Here is a 16,197-nt window from a genome sequence, read left to right on the forward strand (position 1 = left end):
TCTAATGCTTCGGAGGTGCGAAAAAATGGACAAACCGAACCAGGAAAACAAAGGAAAGGGAAATCGAGATCGTATCGATTTTCCTCGCAAAGAGCATCATGACCATCAGGAGGAGTACGCAGCTGAGATCAGCCCATCAGTAAGGGTTGATTCCACCGGGGAGACTTCTAGGGCTCGTGAGCGAGATGAAGACACAACGTCTAAACGAATAGGATATCTGGCTCTTGCCGTATCCATTGTGTCCTTGTTTTTATGGTCTTATGTGGTAGGTGTCATAGGTATCGTTCTCGGGTATTATGCCTTCAGCAAAGGGAGACGTACAGCTGGCGGCTGGGCAATGGGCATCGGGATTGCGGCTCTGGTGAGCTATGCGTTCCTAGTGATGTTCACTTACTATTAGAAAAGTAATGCAGGCAGCTCTTCGATTCATGCGGGGCTGCCTGATTAGTTTATTCACATGAGGAAAAACAAGACTTGGCATGCAGGATGGCAATTGTTACAATAGATCAATGGATAATGAATGAATTTTATTAAAATTTAGATATGGGTAGATAGTATATTGGAGGCCTGTTTACATATGCAAATCGATCCTGTAGGAAAATCGCTGTGGTATGATGTTTCCTTTTCTTCAGGAACCAATTCCAAATTGGCAGATTCTTCTGCAACTTCTGCGCCTGAATTCGCTGAGATATGGGCTGAAATTAAACGAGATCCATCAACGGATCGTCAAGAAGACAACAGCACTAACAGCTCTTATATGTCGTCAACGGACGGACTGCTGTGGATTAACCTCAGAACGGGTAAAGTATCCGGCGGTTCAAGCGATATGAATACAAACACGAATGTAAATGCAAGTGCCGTATCCGCTTCGAATTTAGGCATCGCATCTTCTTCATCGGATCAGCCTTCACAGCTTGGAAGAACGGCCTATGAGTCATTGATCAAGGAAGCCAGCGCTAAATACGGCGTACCTGTGTCCCTCATTAAAGCAGTTATTGATACAGAGTCCGGATTTAATTCGAACGCGGTATCGGGAGCCGGAGCTAAGGGCCTGATGCAGCTCATGGATGGAACCGCAGCAGGATTGGGTGTAACGAATCCATTCGATCCAGCACAAAATATCGATGCTGGAACAAGATATCTGTCATACCAGCTAGAACGGTTTGACGGTCAAGTGAAGCTTGCTCTCGCTGCTTACAATGCGGGCCCAGGCCGGGTAGGCCAGCTGCAGGTTAACACGGATGAGCAGCTGATGAATGTACTCCATTTATTGCCTAAGGAAACGCAGGACTATGTTGCTAAAATAGAAAAAGCAGAAGCAGGATACAGAGCATAAGCTGCTATTTATTTCAGTCCTTCTGCTTCATTAAAGTTATCGGATCTGAACAAAAGATCAACTTGGACAGTCGGTATGAGGCTTCGACTGGCTTGTCCATTTTTGATCTTTTTCACGTTTAAGAAAGGAGGCAGGTTGACAAAATATGCAATACTTTGATTATGCGGCTTCAGCTCCGCCATATGAAGATGTAATTCGAACCGTGTCAGAGGTAATGAAGCTGCATTATGGGAATGCCTCCTCAATTCATGCTTACGGAGAAAATGCAGGGCGACTATTGAATAAATCTCGTTTTGTTTGTGCTGAGACTTTGAATGTAAAACCGGATGAAATTATATTCACATCTGGTGCTACGGAGAGCAATAACCTTGCCATAAAAGGAGCGGCGCTGCGATACCAATCCAGAGGACGTCATATCATTACGACCAGGACGGAGCATGCCTCTGTGTATGAAAGCATCAGGTTTTTGTCCGAAATCGGGTATGATATTACTTATGTGCCGGTTGATGCGCTTGGCAGAGTAAAGACGGAGGATGTATTAAATGCGATCAGCAAAGAAACGATTCTGGTAAGTCTGATGCATGTCAATAATGAGACGGGAGCCGTGCATCCTGTCGTTGAAATTGGGCGGGCTCTTAAGCAGAACCACCCGAAAATTGTGTTCCATGTGGATGGGGTACAGGCTTATGGTAAAATCCCTGTTCAGTTAGCAGAGACGGGCATTGATCTGTACAGTATCTCGGGACATAAAATCCGTGGACCTAAAGGTGTGGGACTCTTATATATTCGGTCTGGACTGGAGCTGACGTCCTTAATGTCAGGCGGTTCTCAGGAGCAGGGGATGCGCGCAGGAACCGAGAACATTCCGCTGATCGTAGGCATGTCCAAAGCCATACGTCTTGCCGGGGAACGTCAATCCGAGCTGAAGGCACAATTGGAAAGACTGCAGCTCCTGCTTCTTGAAGAAATCAGACAGCATCCGGAGTGGGTACTCAACAGCTCGGAAGAAGGGGCCCCGCATATTGTGCATTTCTCTTATCCTGGCAAGAAGGCCGAAGTGATGCTGCACATGTTAGAGCAGCTGAATGTCATTGTTTCCACGCAATCGGCATGCTCGTCCAAACAAGCCATTCCAAGCCGGGTGCTGCTCGGTATGGGCAAGTCAGAGGAGATTGCTGACAGCGGAATTCGAATTAGTCTGGGAGATGAACACACAGAGCAAGATATATTACAGCTGATTCAAGCGATGAGACAGATGAAGGAAAGGCTTGCTTCTTTTGAAGGGTGGAATAGGTAAACCGATGAAATATGATATGCTATTGCTCCGTTTTGGAGAGTTTACACTGAAAGGTAAGAACCGAAAGCGGTTTGAGAGAACTGTTATTAAACATGTAAAGTCCAAATTAAAGGCCTATCCGGGAACCTCAATAATTGAGGAATATGGGAGAATGTACGTAGACCTGGGTGGGAATGATCATCATGCTATAACAGATAGTTTACGCAAAGTATTCGGAATTGTCTCCATTAGTCCGGTTAAGGTAACCCCTTCTGTAGCAGATGAGATCGTGGCAGCCTCCCTTGGTTTTATGGAGGAGCTCAATCCGCAGCAAGGAACGACCTTCAAGGTAAATGCGAGAAGGGTCTGGAAAGCGTTCGAGCATTCTTCTCATGAAACGAACCATTTGGTGGGAGCTCCGATCTTAAGACAATTCAGTGCACTTAAAGTGGATGTGAGAAATCCGGATATTGAGCTTAAGGTTGAGATTCGCGAGGCAAGAACTTATTTGTATTATGAATCCGTTCCTGCCGTCGGAGGTTTCCCTCGCGGTTCTAATGGCAAAGCCATGATGCTGCTATCAGGGGGAATTGATTCACCTGTTGCCGCCTGGTCTTCCATGCGCCGGGGACTAGAGCTGGAGATGGTTCATTTCTTCAGCTTCCCGTTTACAAGTCAAAAAGCAAAAGATAAAGTTATCGAGCTGGCAAGGATTCTAGCTGATCATGCCGGTGAAGTGAAGCTTCATCTGGTTCCTTTTACTGAGGTTCAAACCTCCTTTACGAAAACGGGGCAGGATAATTTGATGATTACGCTAATGCGCCGTTCCATGCTTCGAATCGCAACTCAGCTGGCCGAACGGGAAGGGGCACTCGCTATTGTAAGTGGAGATAGTCTTGGACAGGTAGCGAGCCAGACGCTTGGAAGCATGAATGTCATTGGGAGAGCGACTGATCTACCATTGTTAAGACCGCTTGTCATGATGGATAAGAGTGAAATTGTAAAGATTGCTGAGGACATTGGTACGTACGCAACTTCCATTTTACCTTATGAAGATTGCTGCACCTTGTTTGTACCCAAGTCACCGACAACGAACCCGAATTTGCGGATTGTCGAAAAGATTGAAGCGTCTATTCCGGAGCTTCCTGAATTCATTGCGAGGGCAGTGGAGCAGACTGAGACACTGGTACTGCGCAGTAACGACGACACAGCTATGCCTGATTCGATACAGGAAGACTGGTTCTAAGGGTCCTCAAGTTCTAAGATAAGGTGTAATATCAATAATAAAACGAAAAGGCTTATCGCTGATATTATCAGTGATAAGCCTTTTTTTGTTCTTGCGATTCCCTTTGATGATAGAAGCTTGTCCAGAACTAATGTCTTCTGTTATCTTTGCTTGTTCTCATCTTATGAATAGGAATGTTCTCTCTTCATATTCTGCTGTTTCCGATAACCAGCGAACAGAACACCGCCGATGACAAGAACAATAAATAGGATCCGCAGAACGGGATGAGAGATAAAGAAGGTCTCAAATCTTCGTTCTTCTGTAATCATATTCGAGGCGGTATAAGCGAGTACAGCAGCGCCTATATACATGACCCAAGGGAAACGATCAATGAGCTTGATAAACAAGGTGCTGCCCCATACGATGACAGGAACACTGATCAGCAGACCCAAAATAACGAGAATCAGATTCTGCTCTGCTGCCCCAGCAACAGCGATTACATTATCAATCCCCATGGCCGCATCAGCGATGATAATGGTACGTACAGCCGACCATAACGAGCTGCCGGCTTTGATATCACTATGTTCATCGGCACCTTGATCAGCCAAAAGCTTGTAGGCAATGCCCACGAGCAGCAGCCCGGCAACCAGCAGCAGCCATGGAATTTGCAGCAGCCACAGCACGATGATTGTCGCCAAGATCCGAATCAGAACCGCGCCGCCAGTACCATAGACAATGGCTTTCTTCTGTACACTTTGCGGCAAATTACGGGCAGCGAGTCCAATGACGATTGCATTATCCCCCGCAAGGATTAAATCGATAAAAACAATTTGTAGCAAGCTGATTAAAAACTGACCGATATCCAATTCTTGTCACTCCTTTACTCTAACCATGATTCCGAATCCTCCGATTGCATAAATCGGAGTTCATTATATTCCTCTGATATCGCAGCGTCAAGCATAGCTCGGACAACCTGGGCATACATCTAGTGTATGGAGGTGTTTACCCTGTTCATGGACGATGTTTGGCTTATACTGCAGATACTGATGATTAACCTTGTTTTAAGCGGCGATAACGCAGTTGTCATTGCAATGGCCAGCCGCAATTTGCCTGAGCAGAGCCGGAATCGAGCAGTATGGTGGGGAGCATTTGGTGCGGTTTTGTTAAGATGTATTTTAACCTTTATCGCGGTGCTCATACTCGGCATTCCGTTTATACAAGCGGCTGGCGGACTTATGCTACTGTATATTGCGTTTAAATTGTTGTCTGAAGAAGACGGGAATGTGAACGTCAAACAATCTACAACCTTATGGAGTGCGGTATATACGATACTCGTTGCAGACTTTGTCATGAGTCTAGACAATGTGCTGGCCATAGCTGCAATCGCAGACGGTGATCTGGCGCTCATCGTGATCGGTATCGCGATCAGCATCCCTATTGTTGTATGGGGCAGCGGAATTATTGTTAAGCTGCTTCACCGCTTTCCGATATTGGTCTTTGCCGGTTCAGCTATTTTAGCTTATACCTCCGGAGAGATGGTCCTTCGTGATCCGAAGCTGGGGTTATGGCTGCAGGAGATTTTTGCAGGCTATGAGGCCTTGCTGCCCGCACTGTGTGTTATTTTGGTTATGCTCGGAGGTGCATTTCTCAAAGTGTTAAGATATCGGATAGATACATAAATGAATGATAAAAGAATGACGAACCGGCAATCGCGATGGACTGCCGGTTTTTTGTATTGTTAAGAGAAAGTGTGGAAGAGGCTGGAAATGTAATGTTCTTATCAAATATGAAGCATGACAGTAGTTTTTTGCAAAAACATCGGATAAACTAGAAATATATACGCTAATACAGTTCCTAGTGAACGTAGATCTTGAACTACCTTGGATAGAAGCAGAGATCATCATACAAACGGGGTGAAGTGTGAAGTGAAAGGAAGAAACGAAAGGTTGGTTGGCATCTTTATCGTCATTGCCGGTCTTGTCATCTTACTTGGTCAATTGGGCTTTTTCAGCTTTCTTGGACGAAATTTCTGGCCGCTGATATTAATCATTCCAGGAATCCTTCTCCATCTTTTTTACTTCTTTAGAAATACGAGTGCCGTTATTTTGGTGCCGGCAGGAATTTTAACGGTGTATGGTATTTTCTTCCTCATATGCAGCATTTGGGGATGGCATCTGACCGCATCTCTATGGCCTGTCTTTATAACAGGGGTTGCGCTGGGATTGTTCGAATATGCTTTATTTGAATACCCGCGGCCTGCAGTGATCTACCGGACATCCATTATTTTGCTTGCTGTGTCGATCGTGCTCTTGTTCATAACCATGCTCACAACCGGATTTATATATGTCATCGCTGCTATACTGATCTTCGTGGGAATTTGGCTAATCTTCGGAAGACCTAAACCGACCCGGCGGCGCTTTAGATAAGCTACTTGATTTTTAACATTTTTCGTCTATAATATAAGGGATATATGTGCGTCGGAGTTATCACCCGGCGCTTCTTTTGTGAGTAGGTCGTTATATATGACAAGAATCGAACTTTATGACTTTGCATCATGAACTTGATTCAAGAATCAAACTTCATGACTACATTATCATGAATTTTGATTCAAATAGAAATGATTTTGGAAAGGATATGGATATAAACCATGCATGTAAGAGAGAATATTCGCAATATTGCGATCATTGCCCACGTTGACCACGGCAAAACAACACTTGTAGACAAACTGCTTCAACAATCCGGAACCTTCCGCGAACATGAGGCCGTACAAGAACGCGCCATGGACTCCAATGATCTGGAACGTGAACGCGGGATTACGATCCTTGCCAAAAATACTGCGATCAATTATAAAGATTTCCTTATCAACATTGTGGATACACCAGGACACGCCGACTTTGGCGGCGAAGTAGAACGGATTATGAAAATGGTTGACGGCGTACTGCTCGTAGTCGATGCGTATGAAGGCTGCATGCCGCAAACCAAGTTTGTATTGCGCAAAGCTCTGGAGCATAACCTGACGCCAATCGTTGTTGTTAACAAAATTGACCGCCCGGCAGCTCGTCCGGCTGAGGTTATTGATGAAGTGCTTGACCTGTTCATCGAGCTTGGCGCTAATGATGAGCAGCTTGACTTCCCGGTTGTATATGCTTCTGCACTTAACGGTACTTCAAGCATGGATCCTGAGAAACAAGATGATAACATGATGAGTCTGTATGAGACGATTGTAGAACACATTCCTCATCCGACAGAAAGTGTTGACGAGCCGCTGCAGTTCCTCGTAACACTGATGGATTACAATGAATATCTGGGTCGTATTGCCATTGGACGCGTAAACAGAGGCGTTATTCGTCAAGGACAGGCTGTAACAGTTATTCAACGTGATGGATCCTTTAAATCTGCACGCATTGAGAAATTGTTTGGATTCCAAGGGCTGAAGCGCGTAGAAGTAGCTGAGGCGGGTGCAGGGGATATCGTTGCTATTGCAGGTATTAAGGATATTAATATTGGTGAAACGATTGCTGATCCAGCTAACCCTGAAGCGCTGCCGGTTCTTAAGATTGATGAGCCAACGCTTCAAATGACTTTTCTTGTGAATAACAGTCCTTTTGCTGGACGCGAAGGTAAATGGGTAACGTCCCGTAGACTTCGTGACCGTCTGTTCAAAGAGCTTGAAACGGACGTAAGTCTTCGCGTCGAAGAAACAGACAGCCCGGATGCTTATGTTGTATCTGGCCGTGGTGAGCTTCACCTAGGTATCTTGATTGAGAACATGCGCCGTGAAGGCTATGAGCTTGCGGTATCCAAACCGGAAGTTATCATTAAAGAGATTGATGGTAAGAAAATGGAGCCGATTGAGCGCCTAATGATCGATATTCCTGAAGAGAGCATGGGTGCGGTCATGGAGAGCCTGGGTTCCCGTAAAGCCGAAATGGTCAATATGATCAATTCTGGTAACGGCCAGGTTCGTCTTGAGTTCCTGATCCCTGCACGCGGCTTGATTGGATATCGTACGAACTTCTTGACACTTACTCGCGGCTATGGCGTAATGAACAATGCATTTGACAGCTATGGTCCACTCGTAGGCGGCCAAGTTGGCGGACGTCATCAGGGCGTTCTCGTATCCAGTGAGAATGGTACATCAACCTTCTATGGTATGATTGGTGTTGAAGACCGCGGTATGTTATTCCTTGATGTGGGTACGGAAGTTTATGAAGGAATGATCGTTGGTGAACACAATCGTGACAATGACATCGTTGTAAACATCTGTAAGGAGAAACAATTGACTAACGTTCGTTCCGCAACCAAGGACGATACAGTGAAGATGAAGACTCCTATAATCTTCTCCTTGGAGCAAGCTCTGGAGTACTTAAATGATGATGAACTGTGTGAGATCACACCGAAGTCCGTTCGTCTTCGTAAGAAGCTCCTGAATAAGAGTGAGCGTGAGCGTGCAGAGAAGCATCGCAAAATGTCCCAAGCTAATCTATAATATGTAAATAATACGCTTGGAAAAGAGAGCATGAACTTGAAAGGAGCTGAACGCCGCCATGCAGGCATGGTTTGCGTCACACCCGATCGTAAGTTATGTGGTTATATTTGTACTGATTACTTATGTCTACAATAAGGTATTTCGCCCGCAGCAGAAAATGCCATTACTCAAGGAGATATTACTGTACATTTTGATGGCCATCGGCTCCTTCATGCTGCTCGTTTTCCAAATTGATAAATTGCCGATTATTCAATGCTTGCTTGTCGCAGTAGCACTGATGCTGCTGGTCAGAATCCGTTATTTTGTGGAAGCAAGGCAGAAGAAAAAAGCGGAGTCTTCTGGAGAGACTAGTAAGATGTAGCTTTAGTAAAGACAACTTCATATGCGCACATTAGAGAGACCGCCCTAATCAGCGGTCTTTCCGTTCTTCTTGGAGCTGTAAAACATATTGTCATTTTGGATGATATGTCCAGATTTGAAATGCGCCAGCGGTGGCGGTAATATGTAAGAGCAACCATAGAAATGTATAAAGGTGTTGAGTTTATAATATGAGTATGGGATCTAATGGATTGCCTCCACGGAATAGAGGCGGCAAGAACAACGAGAACAATGCAGCGCAGACAACGCCCAAGCAGAAAGTGAAAGTGAAGAAGAAGAGTCCAGTAAAGACATTTATGAAGTTGGTATTATCCCTCATTGTTATAGGATTGATCGCAGGTATAGGCTATTTGTACATGGTATTTAATGATGTGATCGACACAGGGAACAACGACCCCGTAGCAGCTGAAGATTCAGCCAAGGTGAAGCCGCAGACGATGCTGATCTTAGGAACAGACTATCGAGAGGAGACAGGTACTCATCTGTCTGACGTGGTGATGGTAGCCTCACTGCATCCGGAGACGAAATCTGCGACCATAGTATCACTGCCGCGTGACACGCTGGTTCAGCTCGAAGGTTATACGGAGAGGAAGCTGAATGAGTTCTATCCTCGCTTTAGAGCTGCGGCGAATGAATCAGGTATTTCAGCTGAGGAAGAAATGCGGGTTATGCTCGGCAAATACTTGGATGTGGACATTAATTACGTCACCGTGCTGAACTTCAAGGCGTTTGAAGAGATCGTGGATGCCTTGGGCGGAGTCGATGTGAATGTGAATCAGAACATGTGCTATAGGGATACCGCGGATGATACCGATATTAATCTCACTGCGGGTCAACAGACCTTGAACGGAGAAGATGCACTAGGCTATGTACGCTACCGTAAATCAAACTGTGATCCCAAAACGCCGGCTTCCGACGATTTCTCCCGTAACCAGCGTCAAAGCGAAGTTCTTCACTCGCTGATGGATCAAATGAAGTCTCTTGGCGGTGTCACGAAGATTGGTAAAGTCGTGGGTGCTGTCGATGACAATATGACGACAACGGTAGAAAGTGATCAGGTTAAGAATTTCATTTCAACCTATTGGAACCTTCCAAAAGAAAGTGTAAACTTTGTGCCGGTGACAGGAACATGGAACAGCCCCTATGTATATATTAATCAAGGGGAGTTAGACCAAGCGAAGCAAGCACTAGCCAAAGAGCTGGCAGGCGAGCATACATCTGCAGCTGCTGAAGCTTCGGAGAAATAAAGCATCTGCAAAATATCTGTTCAAACCATGGAGAAGTAGTGATATAATGTGGATGTATCCCATAGATGGAAATTCATTAGCGGAGGTCCTGTCTATGTCCAATTATGCTAATCGAATGGAATATCGCTCTCTTCATATGAATATGCTGACAAATGCACTGTTTTGTCATGAATACAAGCCCGGTGAACGCTGTTCACTGGGCTTTTTGTATTTCATGTGATGAACGATCATATTCCACGGATATTTTCAGGAAATTGTACAATTATTTGCTCCCGGTCGAATACATTTAGATATGGGATACACGATTGTCCTTATCGCTGCCCATAGCTTGCCCTAGCTGTGCTTAAAAGACGCCGCCTTGGAGGGGATACCAATGAAAAAAATTTTTGTGTTGGATACGAATGTGCTGCTTCATGATCCGGGCGCCATTTATGCTTTTGACGAGCATGAAGTTGTCATTCCTGCCGTAGTGCTGGAGGAAATCGACTCCAAAAAGCGTAATGCAGATGAAATAGGGAGAAATGCGAGATATGTCTCGCGTTCATTAGATGGATTAAGGGAGCAGGGACATTTGCACAGCGGAGTACCATTACCGAATGGCGGAAACTTAAAGGTTGAACTAAATCACCGCAGTTTCATAAGAGTACAGGAGATGTTTGGCGAAGTAACGAATGACAATCGTATACTGGCCGTTGCACTCAATTATCAGCTGGAGCAGGAGGATAAGGAGGAGCCGCGGGATATTGTATTAGTTAGCAAGGATGTACTCGTTCGTATCAAGGCAGATGTACTAGGCCTCAATACACAGGATTATTTGTCTGATCGTACTGCAGATCCAAGTGAATTATATCCGGGGTATACTGCGATTAGAGTCCATCCTTCCGTAATTGATGAATTTTATACGTATCGTTTTCTGCCAATTAAGCCATTGCAGCTAACCTATAATCTGTATCCGCACGAATTTATTATATTAAAGGACGAGATGGGCACGGGAAAATCAGCCCTCCTTAAGGTGAATCAGGAGGCTACCAAGCTGGAGCCTCTATATCTCAGCAATGATCCGGTCTGGGGGATTGTCGCACGTAATGCACAACAGAGAATGGCATTAGAGCTGCTCTTAAATGATGATATACCCTTGGTGACAATTACAGGTAAAGCCGGGACAGGGAAAACACTGCTTGCCCTTGCCGCAGGACTTCTAAAGGTTGAGGATGAGCATAAATACAAAAAGCTTCTTATAGCAAGACCCGTGGTTCCGATGGGTAAGGACATTGGTTACCTTCCAGGAGAAAAAGAAGAGAAGCTTCGCCCTTGGATGCAGCCGATCTATGATAATCTGGAATTTTTGTTCGATACAAAAAAAGCGGGGGACATCGATAAAATACTCATGGGACTCGGCAGTATTCAAGTAGAAGCACTCACTTATATCCGGGGCAGATCGATTCCTGGACAGTTTATCATTATTGATGAGGCTCAGAATCTATCGAAGCATGAAGTAAAGACCATTGTCTCTCGTGTAGGTGAAGGAAGCAAGATCATTCTGATGGGTGATCCAGAGCAAATAGACCATCCATATCTTGACTCAGCAAGCAACGGCTTAACATATATTGTGGAGCGATTCCGTCAGGAAGGGATCAGCGGACACATTATGCTGGAAAAAGGCGAACGCTCCAAGCTCGCTCAACTGGCAGCAGATCTTTTGTAGGCCATTTATTTCCCGGAAAATGAAAAAAAGCGAAAAAGAACCGGATGCTATGGTCATAACCCTGTCAAGTAGACAAGAAAAAAGAGACACTATTATGCTGCGACCGTTTCTCGGTATTCCACCGGGGAACGGTCGTTTAGTTTCTTCTGAAAGCGTTCGTGGTTATAAAATGAAACGTATTCTTGGATAGCCTGTTCCAAGTCAGAAACCGATTCTAGATGTGTTAAATATATTTTTTCGGTTTTCAGATGTGAAAAGAACGATTCAATACAGGCATTGTCAAAGCAGTTTCCACGTCTAGAATGGCTGCCGACGATTCCCAGCTTGGTAAGTTTACTGTTAAACGGCTTTGAGGTGTATTGAAATCCCTGATCAGAATGCAGGAGGACACCTGTTAGATCTGTTTTCTCACAGAGCATGTCTACTGTTTTTGTGACAAGCAAGAGATCATTTCGCTCGGACAGATGCCAAGCCACAACCTCGTTGTTAAATAAATCCTGGATTGCGGAGAGATACACAAAACGCTCTCCCACACGAATGTATGTAATGTCAGTGACTAGTTTACGTAGCGGTGCCTCAGCATGGAATTGACGTTCCAGCCGATTGGGATGAACCACCGAAGCTTGCTTGCCGAAAAAGCGTCGTTTCTTCCGGATCACAGAGCGAATCCCCAGCTTCTTCATAAGTCGGTAAACGCGTTTGTGGTTAACGTGTAGCCCTTCTCGTTTCAAAGCCACCGTCATACGCAAGTAGCCAAAATACGGGTGCAGTCGGTGTATGGCCATGATATGCTCTTCCAGCAACTTCTCTTGCAGCATAAGGGATTTCAAATGGCTTCCCCTTTTACGCCATTTGTAGTAGCCTGCGCGTGAGACTTCCGCTAATTTTAGGAGCCATCCTAATGGATATTTCAGCCGCATCTCCTCAACGATTTCATACCGACTCGATTTACTCGTCACTCCCCGTGTAGATTTGGATACCGCTTTTTTAAGTACTCGATCTCAGCTCTCAAATATGCCATTTCTTCTTCTATTGCTTGTAAACTTCGATTTCGGTCGTCCTTTACGAGGTGCCTCTTGCTTAAATGGCTGGCCTTCACGGTACCGCTTTACCCACACTACTACCTGTGACTTATTTCGAATTCCAAGTTGTCTGGCCACCTCTCTGTACGATATATTTCCCTCGGTAACCAGTCTAACGGCTTGCATTTTTAACTCTTCAGGATAACTGTTATTAATACGGCCTGTTTTCCCCACAAAAAATCCCCTCCGGTCTCCAACGTTTAAGTCCATCTTACCAGATGTCTTTTTTACGTTGTCTACCATGAGGGGATAATACCAGCTATTCCGGTTCTTTTCTTTGACTAGCTAATCACTAGATTGAAATGAGAGAGAAGTTAATAGGACAAGCGGACTATACATTTGGTACAATAATGGGGTGAGGTTGGATATGTCTAGGGGAGGTACAGAAGCTGTGAAGCGAAGAAACCACTGGATACTATTTGTTATATTATTGCTGTCATTAACCATATTGTCGCCAAGCCTTGATATATCACGAGACCCGGTAACGGATGAGAACGATCAGAGCACAGATCCGTTATATCGTCCAGCTCCACCAGATCCACAGGAGCAGCAGCCATTGAAGATCGCAGTATCGATGCAGGAGCAGGAGTTTGCCGTTTTTCAGCGCCTCGCTGTAGAGATCGGAAATAGGATTGGCAGCGATATCGAAGTACATAACATGGAAGAAACAGATGCAAGCGAGGAGTATGAAGCGATCCGCAAAAGCTTTGTGTTAGGTGATAGTGCAGACATTACCTTGTTGAATAATCGTTATGTTCGACTGTTTGCCATGCAAGGCTATTTGAGACCGATTACAGGGAATGATCTGAACGGAATGGCAGCCGATCCTTTCCCACAGGTAATGACGGTGAATGAATGGAATGGGTATCGCTGGGCTGTTCCTCTCGATATAGATCCATATCTCTATGCTGAGGCCCGCAGCGACAACGCGACGTCACCGCCATTGCAATCAATGAGCACAGATGAGGATTGGATGAACCGAATGACAACTTGGGCTGAAACGGACGATAAGCCATTCTTCTTGGATGTGGAGGATCCGCTGGCGTTTGCCTCCTGGCTTGAATTTCGCGGAATTATTCGTCAAACGGAGGAGCTCTTCAATGCTGCTGAGCAGAACGAACAGCTGCAGTCTAGGATGCAGGAGCTGGAGATCCTGCTTCCGTATATTGAGACAGACTTCAAGGACTCCGCCTCCGGTCAACTGAACTGGACGTCTGGAATTGTGAAGCTGTCTGATATGCTGCCGGAGTATCGTGGAGAACTCACCGAGTACATTAACAATGATGTGGAAACTCAGGCACTTACCGTGACGGGTCGCAGCTTCGCCCTCTCCTCTCGAACAGGACAAACAGAACTGGCTACGGAATGGATTAAGGCAATGACATCCCCTGAATCTGTACAAGACTGGTTTGAAGAAACAGGGAATCTGCCTATATATAGATCGCTTTATGATGAGCTGGAGATGCGGGACATTACAAGAGCGGTTCCTGTTCAGGCTCTGGAACAAAGTCTCGAGGCTGCTTATCGTGATAACTCGCTGGATGGGGATATGCTGAATCGTGCACAGCCTCTAATCACACAGTTTTTGCGTGGTGATATTTCGGCTGAAGCTTATTATTCGCGTGTTCAATCCTTCATCTCAGAGCAGGAGGGCGAAGCGGTGCCAAAATGAGTCTGTGCAGAATCCGCAGTAATGATAGGTGCATGTTATCTCAGGGCTAACTCCAGCGTTACTTCCAGCGTCTGATCCTCTGTCGAGACATCGGTTGCCTTAATGAAAGACATTAGCTTTTGCGGGTAAAATCCGAGATCAAATTCCTGCTGAAGCATGCTCCGTGTTGTATCCGGAAGTTCAAATCCGTTAAATACGAGCTTGTCTACATGAAACAGAAGGGCGTTAGCCGGCTCATCAATGACGGTGTAATGACCTTGTACTGCAAGCTCAAGATTGTCTCTTTTCCCACTGGCAATAATATAATCATCCGTAAATTCAAAAGCAAAATCGTTGAAAATTTCATTCTCTGATCTCAGAAAATCGTTCAATTGCTCTTCATTAATCCGGATCGAATAGGTTCGGCCATTGGTCGATAGAATGCCCTTCTCCTGCTGAACAAATGAGGGCAGATTATTCATAGCGGAGGCAAGTGCGCCGAAGTAACGTTTCACCTCATGAATGCCTACATTGCTCCAGTAAGTATTCAGCTCCTCAATCAGCTTCTCCATCAGTTCCCGATTATCACTGCTTGCCAGTGTATTCTCAACCTCCTGCTCCAGCGTAAGCACTCTCTCCCGTTGATCCTGCAAATTTTGTTTAAGCAGGCTTAGCTCCGCATCATTCTGATTCAATCTAACTGTCATTTCCTCAAATTCCTGCTGTCTCGAATGATATGCATGAAGTACTTCTTGATCTCTGCCTATTATAATTTCATAATAGCTTGCCAGAATTTGAATAGAGCGCAGCGACTTTGCCTTCAAAAAAACTTGCAGCAGTTGATCACGTTCCCCCATATAATAGGATCTCACAATAGAGGCTGCACGGTCCTGATGAGCTTCCATTTCTTCCTTATGTACAGACATTTGGGCTTCTAATGACACCCTGCTGTCTTCAATTTGCTGTTGCTGCACTTCTATGCGCTCAATTTCGTGATCAATTTCGACGATAGACAGGCTGTTCTGCAGAACATCTCTCGTAGTCTCGTCCATAGCAGGTTCAGCATGAATAGGGGAGATATGGAGCAAGATCAGTAGAATAGAGCAGCAGACGATCACATAATATGTAGAACGATTTCTCATCTCATATATTTCCTCCCTATAGCTTGTACTAGTAAATTGGAACTGAATAACGACAAACTTCCTATATCATATACTTAAAACATACATATGAAAAAGAAAACAAATAAAGAACGGACCAGCTAACATCGCTGATCCGTTCTTTATTTGCTATAAGATGCGTTATAGAGGTTTGCCCATTTCGAATACAGTCCAGTAGCTGAAGCCTGAAAAGGTGATAATCATGTAAGCCCAGAACAATAAAATATAGGTTCTCTCCGTGAATTTCAAATAACCGAGAATGACGAAAAAAGCGGTTTGAAGGAAAAATAACAAAGCCATCTCCAACATATCACCTGCAAAGGCCATAAGACCAATCGTTAGAGTGAAAAATCCCAGTACACGAAACATGCGCGCCACGATGACTTACCCCCTCTCTTAGGAACGCTCGTCTATTTGCTAAGTAACATTATAGCGGTTAAGGAAAATGATGTAAATAAAAATTGGATATGAAAGCGAAATCTTTTAGGGTATGTCCAGGGAGCAATTTGGAAATACATTTTAGTATGAAATAGATTCTATGAACTCTATGAAGGGCATAAGAATGATTAAAGCTGAATTTTTATAACCGGCTTCTCATCTCATAGCTTGTTGATGCTGAGAGGTGAGGCTGTGATTATGGATGTCGTT

14 protein-coding genes and 1 pseudogene are annotated in these 16,197 nt (G+C 44.8%); 11 read left to right on the forward strand and 4 right to left on the reverse strand.

Going from position 1 to position 16,197, the window contains the following annotated elements; translation table 11 throughout:
* Positions 1-25 precede the first annotated feature (25 nt).
* From TCA2_RS06780 to thiI, 4 genes are all read left to right on the forward strand, one after another.
* Positions 26-400, forward strand: a complete 375-nt coding sequence (locus TCA2_RS06780; protein ID WP_047910838.1) for a hypothetical protein — start codon at positions 26-28, stop codon at positions 398-400.
* 177 nt (positions 401-577) lie between these two features.
* Positions 578-1,336: a lytic transglycosylase domain-containing protein gene (locus TCA2_RS06785; RefSeq protein ID WP_047910839.1), complete on the forward strand. Its 759-nt coding sequence runs from the start codon at positions 578-580 to the stop codon at positions 1,334-1,336.
* A gap of 145 nt (positions 1,337-1,481) precedes the next feature.
* A complete protein-coding gene (locus TCA2_RS06790; protein ID WP_047910840.1) occupies positions 1,482-2,633 on the forward strand; it encodes a cysteine desulfurase family protein in 1,152 nt (383 codons plus the stop codon).
* 4 nt (positions 2,634-2,637) lie between these two features.
* Positions 2,638-3,858, forward strand: coding sequence for a tRNA uracil 4-sulfurtransferase ThiI (gene thiI, locus TCA2_RS06795; protein ID WP_047910841.1), 1,221 nt, complete (start codon positions 2,638-2,640; stop codon positions 3,856-3,858).
* A gap of 161 nt (positions 3,859-4,019) precedes the next feature.
* Here thiI and TCA2_RS06800 read toward each other — a convergent pair whose 3' ends face one another.
* Positions 4,020-4,703 carry a TerC family protein gene (locus tag TCA2_RS06800; protein ID WP_047910842.1) on the reverse strand — a complete coding sequence of 228 codons (684 nt, stop codon included), beginning with the start codon at positions 4,701-4,703 and terminating at the stop codon, positions 4,020-4,022.
* A 147-nt stretch (positions 4,704-4,850) separates the two neighbouring features.
* Between TCA2_RS06800 and TCA2_RS06805 the strand changes: the two genes are divergently transcribed.
* The 6 genes from TCA2_RS06805 to TCA2_RS06830 all read left to right on the forward strand — a co-directional run bounded on the left by TCA2_RS06805 (position 4,851) and on the right by TCA2_RS06830 (position 11,656).
* Complete coding sequence (locus TCA2_RS06805; RefSeq protein ID WP_047910843.1) at positions 4,851-5,516, forward strand: TerC family protein; 666 nt, start codon at positions 4,851-4,853, stop codon at positions 5,514-5,516.
* A 246-nt stretch (positions 5,517-5,762) separates the two neighbouring features.
* Positions 5,763-6,263 (forward strand): LiaI-LiaF-like domain-containing protein, encoded by a 501-nt coding sequence (locus TCA2_RS06810; RefSeq protein WP_047910844.1) that lies wholly within the window; start codon positions 5,763-5,765, stop codon positions 6,261-6,263.
* A 221-nt stretch (positions 6,264-6,484) separates the two neighbouring features.
* Entirely contained in the window at positions 6,485-8,326 is a 1,842-nt protein-coding gene (typA, locus tag TCA2_RS06815; RefSeq protein ID WP_047910845.1) for a translational GTPase TypA, read from the forward strand.
* 58 nt (positions 8,327-8,384) lie between these two features.
* Positions 8,385-8,687: a YlaH-like family protein gene (locus tag TCA2_RS06820; RefSeq protein ID WP_047910846.1), complete on the forward strand. Its 303-nt coding sequence runs from the start codon at positions 8,385-8,387 to the stop codon at positions 8,685-8,687.
* Positions 8,688-8,874: 187 nt separating this feature from the next.
* Entirely contained in the window at positions 8,875-9,951 is a 1,077-nt protein-coding gene (locus tag TCA2_RS06825; protein WP_047910847.1) for an LCP family protein, read from the forward strand.
* Positions 9,952-10,324: 373 nt separating this feature from the next.
* On the forward strand, positions 10,325-11,656 hold the full coding sequence (locus tag TCA2_RS06830; protein WP_047910848.1) for a PhoH family protein: 1,332 nt from the start codon (positions 10,325-10,327) through the stop codon (positions 11,654-11,656).
* 92 nt (positions 11,657-11,748) lie between these two features.
* Here TCA2_RS06830 and TCA2_RS06835 read toward each other — a convergent pair.
* Positions 11,749-12,912 (reverse strand): annotated as a pseudogene (locus tag TCA2_RS06835) (IS3 family transposase).
* Between the two features lie 217 nt (positions 12,913-13,129).
* Here TCA2_RS06835 and TCA2_RS06845 point away from each other — a divergent pair.
* Positions 13,130-14,410, forward strand: a complete 1,281-nt coding sequence (locus TCA2_RS06845; protein ID WP_047910850.1) for a hypothetical protein — start codon at positions 13,130-13,132, stop codon at positions 14,408-14,410.
* A gap of 35 nt (positions 14,411-14,445) precedes the next feature.
* Here the strand turns inward: TCA2_RS06845 and TCA2_RS06850 are convergent, their stop codons facing one another.
* The gene (locus tag TCA2_RS06850; protein WP_047910851.1) at positions 14,446-15,531 is read right to left on the reverse strand and encodes a hypothetical protein; all 1,086 of its coding nucleotides are present in this window, start codon (positions 15,529-15,531) and stop codon (positions 14,446-14,448) included.
* A gap of 159 nt (positions 15,532-15,690) precedes the next feature.
* Entirely contained in the window at positions 15,691-15,927 is a 237-nt protein-coding gene (locus TCA2_RS06855) for a DUF2626 domain-containing protein (protein ID WP_047910852.1), read from the reverse strand.
* Positions 15,928-16,197 lie beyond the last annotated feature (270 nt).

The sequence above is a fragment of the Paenibacillus sp. TCA20 genome (assembly GCF_000732325.1).
In the GTDB taxonomy this organism is placed as follows: domain Bacteria; phylum Bacillota; class Bacilli; order Paenibacillales; family Paenibacillaceae; genus Paenibacillus; species Paenibacillus urinalis.

Bases quoted from the DNA above. Each gene is read 5' to 3' on its own strand.
- TCA2_RS06780 (WP_047910838.1), top strand. From the start codon at position 26: ATGGACAAACCGAACCAGGAAAACAAAGGAAAGGGAAATCGAGATCGT.
- TCA2_RS06785 (WP_047910839.1), top strand. From the start codon at position 578: ATGCAAATCGATCCTGTAGGAAAATCGCTGTGGTATGATGTTTCCTTT.
- TCA2_RS06790 (WP_047910840.1), top strand. From the start codon at position 1,482: ATGCAATACTTTGATTATGCGGCTTCAGCTCCGCCATATGAAGATGTA.
- thiI (WP_047910841.1), top strand. From the start codon at position 2,638: ATGAAATATGATATGCTATTGCTCCGTTTTGGAGAGTTTACACTGAAA.
- TCA2_RS06805 (WP_047910843.1), top strand. From the start codon at position 4,851: ATGGACGATGTTTGGCTTATACTGCAGATACTGATGATTAACCTTGTT.
- typA (WP_047910845.1), top strand. From the start codon at position 6,485: ATGCATGTAAGAGAGAATATTCGCAATATTGCGATCATTGCCCACGTT.
- TCA2_RS06820 (WP_047910846.1), top strand. From the start codon at position 8,385: ATGCAGGCATGGTTTGCGTCACACCCGATCGTAAGTTATGTGGTTATA.
- TCA2_RS06825 (WP_047910847.1), top strand. From the start codon at position 8,875: ATGAGTATGGGATCTAATGGATTGCCTCCACGGAATAGAGGCGGCAAG.
- TCA2_RS06830 (WP_047910848.1), top strand. From the start codon at position 10,325: ATGAAAAAAATTTTTGTGTTGGATACGAATGTGCTGCTTCATGATCCG.
- TCA2_RS06850 (WP_047910851.1), bottom strand. From the start codon at position 15,531: ATGAGAAATCGTTCTACATATTATGTGATCGTCTGCTGCTCTATTCTA.